This window comes from Alcanivorax sp. VBW004, from assembly GCF_009718865.1.
GTDB lineage: Bacteria > Pseudomonadota > Gammaproteobacteria > Pseudomonadales > Alcanivoracaceae > Alcanivorax.
On sequence record NZ_WNHC01000001.1, the window covers coordinates 2,842,681 to 2,854,965 of the forward strand.

11 protein-coding genes and 1 tRNA gene are annotated in these 12,285 nt (G+C 58.1%); 5 read left to right on the plus strand and 7 right to left on the minus strand.

Going from position 1 to position 12,285, the window contains the following annotated elements; translation table 11 throughout:
- Positions 1–7 precede the first annotated feature (7 nt).
- Complete coding sequence (locus tag F1529_RS12920) at positions 8–1,633, minus strand: AarF/UbiB family protein (protein WP_155135273.1); 1,626 nt, start codon at positions 1,631–1,633, stop codon at positions 8–10.
- Positions 1,634–1,845: 212 nt separating this feature from the next.
- Between F1529_RS12920 and F1529_RS12925 the strand changes: the two genes are divergently transcribed.
- Positions 1,846–2,169 (plus strand): SET domain-containing protein, encoded by a 324-nt coding sequence (locus tag F1529_RS12925; protein ID WP_155135275.1) that lies wholly within the window; start codon positions 1,846–1,848, stop codon positions 2,167–2,169.
- 10 nt (positions 2,170–2,179) lie between these two features.
- Here F1529_RS12925 and F1529_RS12930 read toward each other — a convergent pair whose 3' ends face one another.
- From F1529_RS12930 to F1529_RS12940, 3 genes are read right to left on the minus strand one after another with little or no spacing between them, the layout of a single operon-like run.
- Positions 2,180–2,869 carry an RluA family pseudouridine synthase gene (locus F1529_RS12930; protein WP_196220405.1) on the minus strand — a complete coding sequence of 230 codons (690 nt, stop codon included), beginning with the start codon at positions 2,867–2,869 and terminating at the stop codon, positions 2,180–2,182.
- Entirely contained in the window at positions 2,844–5,243 is a 2,400-nt protein-coding gene (gene lon / locus F1529_RS12935) for an endopeptidase La (protein WP_155135277.1), read from the minus strand. Before lon ends, F1529_RS12930 begins: the two co-directional genes overlap by 26 nt.
- A gap of 54 nt (positions 5,244–5,297) precedes the next feature.
- The gene (locus F1529_RS12940; protein ID WP_155135279.1) at positions 5,298–5,933 is read right to left on the minus strand and encodes a methyltransferase; all 636 of its coding nucleotides are present in this window, start codon (positions 5,931–5,933) and stop codon (positions 5,298–5,300) included.
- 110 nt (positions 5,934–6,043) lie between these two features.
- Here F1529_RS12940 and F1529_RS12945 point away from each other — a divergent pair, with 110 nt between their 5' ends.
- Positions 6,044–7,288 carry an AarF/ABC1/UbiB kinase family protein gene (locus tag F1529_RS12945; protein WP_155135281.1) on the plus strand — a complete coding sequence of 415 codons (1,245 nt, stop codon included), beginning with the start codon at positions 6,044–6,046 and terminating at the stop codon, positions 7,286–7,288.
- Between the two features lie 23 nt (positions 7,289–7,311).
- Here the strand turns inward: F1529_RS12945 and F1529_RS12950 are convergent, their stop codons facing one another.
- Complete coding sequence (locus tag F1529_RS12950; RefSeq protein WP_155135284.1) at positions 7,312–8,271, minus strand: alpha/beta fold hydrolase; 960 nt, start codon at positions 8,269–8,271, stop codon at positions 7,312–7,314.
- Positions 8,272–8,431: 160 nt separating this feature from the next.
- Positions 8,432–9,277 (minus strand): DMT family transporter, encoded by an 846-nt coding sequence (locus tag F1529_RS12955; RefSeq protein ID WP_007148890.1) that lies wholly within the window; start codon positions 9,275–9,277, stop codon positions 8,432–8,434.
- Between the two features lie 226 nt (positions 9,278–9,503).
- On the opposite strand from F1529_RS12955, the gene thpR reads away from it, so the two are divergent.
- Together thpR and F1529_RS12965 are read left to right on the plus strand one after the other, a co-directional pair.
- Positions 9,504–10,019, plus strand: a complete 516-nt coding sequence (thpR, locus tag F1529_RS12960) for an RNA 2',3'-cyclic phosphodiesterase (RefSeq protein WP_155135286.1) — start codon at positions 9,504–9,506, stop codon at positions 10,017–10,019.
- Between the two features lie 111 nt (positions 10,020–10,130).
- A complete protein-coding gene (locus F1529_RS12965) occupies positions 10,131–10,763 on the plus strand; it encodes a YbhB/YbcL family Raf kinase inhibitor-like protein (protein WP_155135288.1) in 633 nt (210 codons plus the stop codon).
- 119 nt (positions 10,764–10,882) lie between these two features.
- On the opposite strand, the gene F1529_RS12970 is transcribed toward F1529_RS12965, so the two are convergent.
- Positions 10,883–10,959, minus strand: a tRNA-Pro gene (locus F1529_RS12970).
- A gap of 154 nt (positions 10,960–11,113) precedes the next feature.
- On the opposite strand from F1529_RS12970, the gene F1529_RS12975 reads away from it, so the two are divergent.
- Positions 11,114–12,283, plus strand: coding sequence for a class I SAM-dependent methyltransferase (locus F1529_RS12975; RefSeq protein WP_155135290.1), 1,170 nt, complete (start codon positions 11,114–11,116; stop codon positions 12,281–12,283).
- The last annotated feature ends 2 nt before the right edge of the window (positions 12,284–12,285 follow it).

A 12,285-nucleotide genomic window follows, 5' to 3' on the forward strand; every position in this document is an offset into this window, starting at 1 on the left:
GTCTATTTTACTCCCATTCCCGCAGGAAACGTCGGGACACGAACATTAGCCAGCCAGCCCAGCCGGCACTGGAAAGAAAGATAATAAAGCCAAACACCGAAATTCCCCAAGGGGCAGGGGGCACCCGGCCGCTCAACATGATGGCGCCGGCCAGTAATCCACCGGTGACCAGCAGGGTTTGGACCTGCCTGTACTGGCCACGTTCAATTCTCGTAATCAGCCGCTCCAGGTGACGGGGATCAATGCCCGCCTCACCGGGAGCGGCCTGGCCCGGTACGGGGGGCGGCGCATAGACCTTGTCGACCACGTCGAGCGCTCGCAGACTCAGGCTTTTTGCCAGGCGAACCGGTGAGTAGCGTGTGCGAATCATGCGTTTGAGTAACGGCTCGGCCTCACTCATCAGGTCAAAATGGGGGTTCAGCAGTCGGCCAAAGCCTTCCAGGGTGATAATGGCCTTGATAAACAGGGCAATGTCACTGGGCAAGACCAGATTGTGATTGCGCACCAGGGCGGTGATGTCGTTGAGCAGGGCACTGATATCCAGCTGGGAAATTGATACACCGTGGTACTGGCTGATTACGTCTTCCACGTCGGATACCAGCTGGTCGAACTTGATGGGTTGCCCGTCGGACCAGCCGGACAAGACGCCAGCGCATTGCTCGGCCTCACGCAGCACCACCGCGCGGGTAATCTGCAGAATCTGCTCGCGGCGGCTGTGGCTGAGTTTACCAACCATGCCGAAATCCAGCATGGCAATCCGGTTTCCCGGCATGATGATGAAGTTGCCGGGATGCGGGTCGGCATGGAAAAAGCCGTCTTCCAGGGCCATTTTCCAGGCGGCCAGTGCGCCTCGGCGGGCGATTAATTCCCGGTCCAGCCCGGCCTCATTCAGGCGTTCCACGGCTTTTGCCGGAATGCCTTCAACATGTTGCTGTACCTGAACCGTCGGTGATGAGAGGTCCCAATACACCTTGGGAATCTGCAGCCATTTAAACTGCCGGAGGTTTTTACGGATACGGTCCGCGTTACGCCCTTCAATGGTGAAATCGAGTTCCCGTGTCAGCGACCGTTTGAATTCACGCACCAGTTCTACAGGCCGGTAGCGTCGTAGTTCAACGGAATTGTCGGCGGCCAGTTTGGCCAATTGGTCGAGTAGGCGCAGGTCCGAATCAATCTTGTCACGGATGCCCGGTTTCTGAACTTTCAGCACGACTTTCTGGCCACGGCGAGTCAGTGCGCTATGCACCTGGCCAATGGAAGCGACGCCGATCGGCTCCGGATCTATGCGGGCAAAAAGGCTGTCGACAGGTTTCCCCAGCGATAATTCAATGTCTGCCTTGAGCGTGTCGAACGGCACTGCCTGGGCCTGATCCTGCAATTTTTCGAATTCGGCAATCCAGTCCATGGGGAACATGTCCACGCGGGTTGCCAGCACCTGGCCGAGCTTGACGAAGGTCGGGCCCATTTCCTCCATGGCATGGCGAAGGCGTTCTGCGGTGCCCATGCGCAACATGTCTGGTTTCATGCTGCTGCGAACCAGTTTTCCCGCATGCTCGACCGGGGTGGAAAGTCCCAGCCGCCGAATCACGTCGGCAAATCCGTACTTGAGCAGGATCGCCGCCAGTTCATTCATCCGCAGTAGATCTTTGCCTGTGTGCAAAAGGTTCACAACATTGTCCCTGTAGGCTGGGCTGTGATGCCCGTTCGAACGCGCTGTCGCAAGGTTGCAACAAGTGACCGGTAAAACGTTTGCTTGGGCCGTTAAGGTGCCTTAACAGGCTGTTAACAGCATTATCGGTTTTCTGGCAAGATGCCATGGCAATCACTGCAAGGTAAAGCGCAAACATGTCTGAACACTATTTACGCGATGATCTGGTTGAAGTCCGGGACAGCGAGGTCCACGGGCGAGGTCTGTTTGCCAGCCGGGATATCCCGCGCAATACCGAATTGGGCCAGTGCAAGGTAAAGCGCGCCAAGGGCAGCGGCCCTTATGTGTTGTGGCTGGATGATGAGGGCGAGGAGCGCTATCGGGTGTTGTGTGATTTACGTTTTATCAATCATAACAAGCGCGCCAATGTTGCCTATTACGATGATTTGACGGTGGTGGCGCTGAAGAAAATCAAGGCCGGTGACGAGTTGTTTCACGATTACGGCGAAGAGTGGACCTGAACAGCGTTCCCTAGAATGGGCAGGGGGAAGTGAATTCCTGCCACAGGCCTGTGACGGGGTGGTTGAACGCGAGCCATTTGGCGTGCAGCAGCAGGCGCGGGCTGAGGGCTTCGATTTCGGCGGGGGCATACATGTCGCAGCCGATGATCGGATGGCCAAGCTCGCGACAGTGAATACGTAGCTGGTGGCTGCGACCGGTGACGGGACTGAGCAGCAACCGGGTCCGGTTGCCGGGAATGTCCCGCTCCAGCACACGGTAGTGAGTTAAGGCATTTTTGCCGGTTTCGTGGCAGACCTTCTGCAAGGGGCGGTTTGGCCAGTCCGCAATCAACGGCAGGTCGATACTGCCGCTGTCGTGTTCCACGAGGCCATGCACAACGGCCTGATAACGTTTTTGCACCGTGCGAAGCTGGAATAGCCGGCTCAATCTGCTTTGTGCCTGGGCAGTGAGAGCAAACACCATGATCCCCGAGGTATCCAGATCCAAACGGTGTACCAGGCGAATGTCTGCATACTGCGCTTGCAAGCGGCGGACCGCGCAATCCTTGTTCTCCGGCGCCCGGCCAGGAACGCTTAACAGGTACGCGGGTTTGTTAATCAGCAGAATGTGGGCATCCCGATACATCGTCCCCACGCGCTCATGGCACAGAGGGACAATGTAGTAGGGTGCCTGGTCAGCCCCAGAGGGTATGGAAGACATCGCTGTACTGCCCGGCAAAGTGAACGGTGAGGCCCTGTTTCAGATAATCGGGCAGTTCATCAAAATCCCGGCGACAGGCCTCTGGAAGAATCACTTCCTTGATACCCACGCGGCGGGCCGCGATGACTTTTTCGCGGATGCCGCCAACCGCCAGTACTTGCCCGGTGAGAGTCAGCTCTCCGGTCATTGCAACCTTGCGCGGCACCCGTTTTTTCATCAGCAGGGAAAGCAGGGCAGTGGCCATGGTAACGCCGGCGCTGGGCCCGTCTTTGGGCGTCGCCCCTTCGGGCACATGCAGGTGCAGGAAGGCCTCATCGAGCTGCGCCGGATCCAGGGAAAACTGCGCCAGATTACTCGCCACATAACTGTAGGCGATCTCGGCGGATTCTTTCATCACATCGCCCAGTTGCCCGGTCAGCTTGAATCCCCGCTGCTTGCTGTGTACCTGATTGGCTTCAATGGACAAGGTGGCGCCGCCCATGGATGTCCATGCAAGTCCGGTAACCACGCCCACACCGCGTTGGGTTTTCTCTGTCTGGAAATACGGTTGGCCGAGGAAGTCGGTCAGGTTCTTGCCAGAGATGCTGATTTTCTTCTCGCCAGCCAACAGTTTCACCGCGGCTTTGCGGATGATCTTGTTGAGCTGTTTTTCCAGGTTCCGTACCCCGGCTTCACGGGCATAGCCTTCCACCACGTGACGCAGGGCGCTGTCGCTGATGCGCAGCTGCCCCGGTTTGACGCCGGCCCGTTCCAGGGAACGGGGCCACAGGTGTTGCCGGGCGATGGCGACTTTTTCTTCGGTGATATAACCCGACAGGCGGATCACTTCCATGCGGTCGAGCAGGGGGCCGGGAATGCTGTCCAGGGTGTTGGCCGTGCAGATGAACAAGGCGTGACTAAGGTCCAGGCGTTCATCCAGATAGTGATCGAGAAAGTCCTGGTTTTGCTCCGGGTCGAGTACTTCCAGAAGCGCGGAAGCCGGGTCGCCCTGAAACGATTGGCCCAACTTGTCGACTTCATCAAGCATGATCACCGGGTTGCCGGTGCCGGTTTCTTTCAGCGCCTGGACCAGTTTGCCGGGCATGGCGCCGATGTAGGTACGGCGATGCCCCTTGATTTCCGCTTCGTCGCGCATGCCGCCCAGGCTGAAGCGGTAGAACTGGCGATCCAGGGCATCGGCGATGGACTTGCCAATGCTGGTTTTGCCGACCCCTGGCGGACCCACCAGCAGAATGATGGAGCCTTTCACTTCGCCGCGCAGGGCGCCCACGGCGAGAAACTCGATGATGCGGTCTTTCACATCATCCAGCCCGCTGTGGTGTTCGCCGAGTACTGTCTGGGCATGGCCCAGGTCCAGATTGTCATCGCTGTACTGGCCCCAGGGCACGTTGGTCAGCCAGTCCAGATAATTACGGGTCACGCCATATTCTGGCGAGCCGGTTTCCAGCACGGACAGTTTCTGTAATTCATCGTCGAAGCGCTTTTGTACCGGCTCCGGGGGAGAGAGGGCATCCATGCGTTCACGGAAGGCATCCGCTTCGGCGGTCTTGTCGTCCTTGCTCAGGCCCAGTTCCCGCTGGATGATTTTCAGCTGCTCGCGGAGGAAGAATTCGCGCTGATGCTGGCTGACCTTTTCGTTGACCTCGTCGGAAATTTCGCTTTGCAGCCGGGCAACCTCAAGCTCCTTTTTTACCAGCGTGAGGACTTTCTCCATGCGCGGCTTCAGCGGCACGGTTTCCAGAATGGTTTGCAGCTCTACACCGTTGGCACTGGTGAGCGCAGCAGCAAAATCGGTAAGCGGCGAGGGCTCACTGGGTGAAAAGTTCTGCAGGTAGTGGCGCAGCCCTTCGTTGTACAACGGATTGAGCGGCAGCAGTTCCTTGATGGTGTTGATAATCGCCATGCCATAGGCGCGAATGGTTTCATCCGCTTCAGCACGGGGCTCCGGGTAACTCACATCAGCCATGAACGGATGTTTGCGGCTCAACCAGCTGTTGATGCGGAAACGCGAGGTGCCCTGGGCAACCAGTTGAAACTGGTCGTTCTCTTCATTGAGGGCATGGACTTTCACCAGGCAGCCGAACTCGGGAAAGTCCTCGGCGGTTACCGAGTCCGGGTTTTTTTCTCCCACGTACACAAGCCCCAGGGACTGATGCGGCGTCTGGCTGACTCGCTCAAGGGTTTGTTGCCAGCGGGCTTTGTCCAGCATGACCGGCTGCACCAGCCCAGGCATAAAGGGGCGATGCTTCACCGGAATCAGGTAAATACGCTGTGGCGGCGTATGCTCTGGCACCGTGAGGCCGCCGGACTGCGGCTCAGCACTATCAGAAGGGTGTTTGTCGGTATGGTGATGGGCGCTATCGTTGTCAGTCATAATCCTGTCACTTCCATGGTCCGTGGAAAGAACATGGTGGCGAGGGCGGAAAATTCAATTGTCGATGATTAACAGATCTGCGCGCAAAGCCTTGGGGGTTTGGGTTCGGCGTTCGACCACACGGCTGTTCAATTTGCCGGCTTCGCATTTTTCCGCCAGTGCATAGAAGGGAGAGCGGCCGGGGTCGGCAATGATGATCTGTTTGACACCCGCGCGCAGGCTGCGGCGAATCAGGTTATAGAGCACGGGCGTCAGTTCATCCCAGAAGCAGATGTCCGCACCGGCGAGGATGTCCACATCCGCCAACCGGGCCTGCGTCAGCTTCTCGAAGCGGGCCTGTAGCGGCGTTACGTCCACCTTGTTGATGCTGGCATGCAAATCCAGATAAGGGTACACGTCCGGGTCCGCATCCACCGCGGTCACCCGGCAGCCAAAGCGTTTTGCCGTGAAAATGGACAGCGGCCCCCAGCCACAGCCGATATCCATCAAATGCTCATCAGCGGACAGCTTCCGCTTGGTCAGGTGATCCATGATCAGGTAACTGGAATTCCACACCTTGTTGCCGTGAATTGATGGCGTGTGGTTGGCCCGTTTCAGCCGGCGGACTTCCTTGTGGCCGGAACGCAGCAGGGTAATGCCGCGAGTGCGAATGGTATGGGGTTCTCCAGCACGTATAACTGTTCCTGACATAATCGCTCACCAGCGGCAAAGTTTGGGAACAGTACGGTCAAGCCCCCTGTGATTCAAGTATGAAATCACAGGCATAATGCAGGAATGGCGATACGAGTGACAAAAACAGAATGATCAGAAAAGGCATCGTGGGCCTGGGCGGTCTGGCTGCCGGGCGTTCGCGGTATATTCGTGCTGTTGCTGCGGTGGCCCGAATCGGTGCGGTGTATGCGTCGGGGCTACGCAGCGGGGACCGGGCCGCCTGCCATCGTCGCGGGGCGGATATTCTGGTCGCGCTGTGTCGTCGCAATGGGGCTTTCTGGGTCAAGGCGGCGCAATTTTTCAGCTGTCGACCTGATGTATTGCCGCAGGAATATATCGAAGCATTCCAGCAGCTGCAGAATGATGCCCAGCCTGTTCCTTTCCCGTTGATCGAGAAAACCTTGCGGCGTTCCTGGGGCAGTGACTGGCGCCAGCAGTTTGCCTGGCTGGAGGAAACGCCGGTGGCAGTGGCATCCATCGCTCAGGTACACCGGGCACAGCTCAAGGATGGCCGTGACGTTGCCATCAAGGTGCGCTTGCCGGGTGTGAAGAAAGTCTTTGAGCAGGATGCCAAAGTCTTTCAGGCAGTGGCGGCGCTGGTGGCGCCCACCTTTCGTGAATTCGACCTGCAGCAGGCCATTGAACAGCTGCTGATCATGACGGCCATGGAGCTGGATTTCCGCAACGAAGCCGCGAATACGTTGCGTTTTTCCCGCCAGCCCCATCACGAGCGCATTCGCATCCCGGATATCATCGAGGGTTTATGCGGTGAGTCGGTGTTGGTGACCAGCTGGGAAGGCGGGCAGCGGTTGCGTAATTACCTGGATACCCACCCGGAAAAAGCCCAGGACCTGCTGGGCGTGTTGCTGACCAGCTATCTCCAGCAGGTCACCCGCTTTGGCGTTTACCAGGCCGACCCGCATCCGGGCAATTTTCTGGTGACTGATGATGAGCAGGTGGTGATTTTGGATTATGGCGCCATAGGTGTGCTCACGGCGGATGAGGTACGCCGTTACTCCCGCCTGCTCTATGGATTGATGGGGTTTGAGGGGCCGGTGGATATCGGTGAGCTTTTCGTGCAGGCCGGGTTCAAGGGGGGCAGCCCGGAAACCCTGAAGGAGCTGGCGCTCTATGTTCTGACCGATCGTCTCAATGAGCAGGGACCGATAGGCGCCATGGGCGAATTGATGAGCCGCTTTCGGGAAGAGCGTATCAGTATCCCCGATTCCTATATCGGCATTTCCCGGGTCCTGATTACGCTGGGTGGCTTTCTGATGAGTTATCAGGTGCCGTTTGACTGGACTCCGCCGGAGCAGCGCGCCGGCGGAGGTTGATCAGTCTTTGGGGCAACAGTGCTTCAGGGCCGCGCTTCGCGCCAGAAGGCACGGAAGGCATCGGCGCTTTTGCCGGGTGCTTCAGCCATGGGGACATGGCCAATGCCGTCAAGAATCACCGCGCGGGATTGTGGTAATTCCTCGAGAAAAGCAGCTACATTATCCACGCCAAGCAAGCGATCTTCGCGCCCCCAGAGTACCAGGGTCGGTGTTTGAATAGTGGGCAGCACATTCTTGTCTTCGAGCTCCATACCCGGATCGTCCATCAGATCCCCCCATACTTTTTCAGCCACATCTGCGTTATCCGCTTTCTTTTGCCCCATGATGTCGATAAAAAATCCGGGCATGTAAGGCGGTTCTGCCATGGCCCACTTCAATGTGGTCTGGAATTGTTCAGCCTTGTGCGGAATCAGCGGGTTGCTCTCACTTTTGGCGAGCACATTTTTGAATTCCTTGGTCTGGCGAGTCAGCCCGGCAGAGTCCACCAGGCCCATGGAAAGCACTCGCTCTGGCGCCTGTTGCGCGATAGCCAGGGAAATGGCGCCGCCCATGGAGTTGCCCGCCACATGGAATTGCTGGATGTCGAGCGCGTCCATCAGTGTTAGCAGGCGGGAAGCCTGGGCTGCCATGGTGTAATCCAGGTTGAGTGTGCGGGTGGTTTGTCCGTGGCCGGGCAGGTCTGGCACAACAAAAACGAAATCGCCCTCGAGCTCATTGGCGAAACGAATCCAGTTGCTGGAGTCGGCGCTGAACCCATGAATCAGTAACACGGTCTCTTTTTTGTCGGTGGACTCTTCATTTTGGGGTTCACTGACAAGCAGGTGCCACTCGATGCCGTCGGCCGTGGTCAGGGTCTGGTCTTCCAGCCCGGCGCGGCTTTTTTCCATGCTCAGGCCATTGTCATAGGCCCAGCGTGCTGCGTCTTCGCAGCCATTCAAAAAGACAGTACACAGAATAAAAAGAAACAGGTGTTTCGGTTGCATGCCGAACTCTCCGTTGTATGGCGTCACCTTCAAGGCACTTATCGTTTCCCCATGGGGGAAGCGAAAACGAGATTGCCTTGCCCAAGCTGGGCCAAGCATAGGGGATATACAGCGAAAATAGCCTTCTGAACGGGCCATTTTTCGAATCTGAACGGGTTTCCTAACGGGACTTGAGATTCCAGATGCCGGCGGCCACGATCAGCAGGGTGCCGAGAACGGTCGTTAGCACCAGGGTTTCTCCCCAGAACATCCAGCCAAGCAGCGCCGCCCAGATCACGGAGGAGTAATTATAGACACCGACCTGGCCGGGCCGGGCAATCTGGTAGGCGGTGGTCATGGCGTATTGTCCGCCTGTGGCCACCAGGCCGATGGCGATAAGCCAGAGGTAATCGGTACCCGCAGGCAGGGTGGTGGCCCACAGCAAAGGGAGAGACGAAAACAGCGTGGCAAAGAGTGCAAAGTAGAACACCACACGCTGGGCAGGCTCGGAAACCGCCATGCGCCGGATGCTGACTTTGGCAATGCTCATGATGGCCGCGCCGGCCAGGGCTACCCACATGACCGGGTCAATGTGACCCTGCCCGGCGCGCATAATGATGGCAACGCCAATAAAGCCGGCAATGATGGCCAGCCAGGTGTGCAGCCCGATCCGTTCACTGAGCCATAGCCAGGCGATGACCGGCAGGAAGAACGGCACCGTCATTTTGACCAGTACCGCCTCTGCCAGGGCAATATGTCCAATGGCGTAAAAGAAACAAAACATGGCACTGACGCCGGTGAAAGCACGGATCAGGTGCAGATGCACAAAGCGGGTTCGCAGCTGCCCAAAGCCGCCGCGAGTGGCGATGATAGGCAGCAGGAACATCAGTCCGAAAAGGTTACGGGCAAACACGATGACCTCGGTGTCGAGGTGATCAGACAGGTGCTTGATCATGGCAGCCATCACCGCGAGCAGGCCTTCCCCGAGTATCAGCAGCAAGGCACCCTTTAGTGGTTGATCTTTCATTGGGCGGTGTCCGCGGGTGAAGGTCTGAAGGGGCTGCAGGGAAAGCGGCCAGACTGTTCGGCACGCAGAGCGTGTCTGTTGTCATGTTCGCATCGTAACCGAGCTGATAGCCTAGGATGTCAGGCTCTAATCAGAATACATTCAGGGTTCCGGTCAGCCGGGGCGGCATTCTACCGCTGTCCCTGTCGGGACGCCATGCCATCAGGTGGGAGGTCGAAGAGGACACATGCGCTGTTTTATCGGGATTCCGGTCACTGACGCACTGGCAGACCAGTGTGTGACATTGTCCCACAGCATGGGCCGGGCGACCCCCATAGCTAACCTGCACCTGACACTGGCGTTCCTGGGGGAGCAGACCCAATCGGCCTTGAGCCAGCTGCATGGCTCGCTGACAGAGCTCGCTGGCGAGAACCCACCGTTTCAGCAGTTACTCAACCGTTGTGAGCCGTTTCCCCGGGAACAGGGCCCTTTTATGGCGCTGACTGGTGCCGCGTGCCCGGCGCTCAAGCAGCTACACCATGACCTTTGGTTGTGTCTTCAGGGCTACGGTTTCTCGCCGGAGGAGCGGCCGTTTCGCCCCCATATTACGCTGGCCAAGCCGGGACCGACACAGACGCCTTTCAAGGCCATTGGCGACTGGGTGCTACCCGTGAATACGTTGATGCTGTACCGCAGTGAGCTGGGCGAGCCGTTTCCGAGCTATGAGCCGCTGGCGCAGTTTCCCCTGATGGCGGGTGATTAGCCGGTTAATGGCCTGGGGGGCTATGCGTTCGGCATCCAGCAACTTGAATTCCCCGTTATCACCCGCATGCCTGATAGAGTATGCATGCAGTGCAACAAGGAGAGCTTACCGATGCAGTTACTTAGCAACAGCCTCACCGACCAGGCACCGATTCCGGAAAAATTTGCCTTTGCGGTGATCGACCCGGACACCCACGTATCCCTGTCGAGCAATATCAATCCGCATCTGGCCTGGAAGGGGGCCCCGGAAGGAACCCGCTCCTTTGCGGTGGTGTGTCTGGATCCGGATGCCCCCAGTGCGGCCGATGATGTGAATCAGGAAGACCGGGAAGTGCCGGCCAGCCTGCCGCGGGTCGATTTTTATCACTGGACCTTGTTCAACATTCCTGTGGACCAGAGTGAAATTCGCGAAGGCAGCCATTGCGACAGCGTCACCCCGAAAGGCAAACGCGGCCCGGCGGCGCCGGACGGGCAGCGCCATGGGCTTAATGACTACACCGGCTGGTTTGCGGGCGACGCAGACATGGAAGGCCAGTACTTCGGTTACGACGGCCCTTGTCCACCGTGGAATGACAGCACCGTGCACCGCTATGTCTTTACGGTCTATGCACTGGATGTGGATACCTTGCCAGAAGGGAAGGATCTAAGCGGCGCGGCACTGGCTGAACAGATTAAGTCACATTCACTGGCTCAAGCCAGCCTGACGGTTAGCTATACGCTGAATCCGCGTTTGGCTGAAGGGTGACATGCCGGATTAATGAGCGGGGCGGGATGAGGTTTTACCGGTTTCGCCTTGCATAGTTCAGAAACGAAAAAGGCCGCTTTCGCGGCCTTTTTGCTGCCCCCTTATTCCAGGGGCTTATCTGGTCGGAGTAGCAGGATTCGAACCTGCGACCCCTACGTCCCGAACGTAGTACTCTACCAAGCTGAGCTATACTCCGATGGCTGCGCATTCTAGCAGCCAATTCAGAAAATGCCATACCTAAATGCGGCAGGCACGCGTGGTTGCGCAGTTTCTGGCCAATCCGGCAATCAGCGGGCAAAATGCGCGCCCGCAGGTATTTCACCTATGTATTTCTCGATGACAGGACCCGAATGACACCTTTCCTTCACCCCTGGGGCCAGCTTGCATTGCAGCGCTGGCCACGCCGGCGCAATGAGACCTTACAAGCCTGGGACAATGCGGACCTGTACCTGCTCAACACGTTGGCAGAACGCGGCCTGCCTGTATCGGAAGCAGATGAAACCGCAAAGGCCGGCGCCAGGACCCTGGTGCTGAATGATCAGCAGGGCGCACTGGCTCTGGCGTTACAGCAAGCAGCCCCGGCGGGGTGTGCAGCGGTGCAAAGCAGCGGTGATTCCTTTATGACCCAGGCCGCCACTCTGGCCAATGGCGAGGATAACGGCCTGACCCTGACAATGCCGTTTCTGTGGCCCTTCGACTCGCCGGGGCAGGCCCCGGACCAGGTGATTATGCGTGTCCCCAAGTCTGTTGCGCTGCTGGAGTGGCAACTGCACTGGCTGAGCCAGCATCTTCCACAGGGTGTACCCGTGTGGTTGGCAGGCATGGACAAACACTTGCCCCGGCAGTTGGTGCCATTGCTGCAACGTTATCTGGGTAACGGTCGTGCCGAGTACGGCTGGAAGAAAGCTCGTTTGTTTAGTGCACAGACACCGGGGCAGGTTCTGGCTGACACCGATTTCCCCAGCAAGGTGAAAGCAGGGGACTGGCAATTAACCGTGCATGCCGGCGTGTTTGCCCAGCAGCAGCTGGATATTGGTGCGCGATTCTTTCTGGATCACCTGCCGCAGTCGTTGCCGGCCGGTTCCCGTGTGGTGGATCTGGGCTGCGGCAACGGGGTGATCGGCCTGGCTGCATTGCAGGCCAGCCCTGGCGTTGAGGTGACGTTTTGTGATGAATCCTGGCTGGCTCTGGAAAGCGCCCGTGACAATGTGTCGCACTACTTTCCCGATGGGCAGTGCCGCTTTCACCATGGCGATGGTCTGGTGGGGCTGGAGAGTGATTTCGACTACATTCTGTTGAATCCGCCTTTTCATGACGGGCATGTGGTCGGTGATCATGTGGCCCGGCGATTGTTCAATCAGGCGGCACGAGCCCTGGCCCCGGGCGGCGAATTACGGGTTATCGGTAATCGCCATCTGGGTTACCACAAGGTGTTGTCGCGCCGGTTCGGGTCGGTGACGGTGTTGGGCAGCAACGCCAAGTTTGTGGTGTGGCGTTGCCAGCAACCGTCATCTCGGTAGTG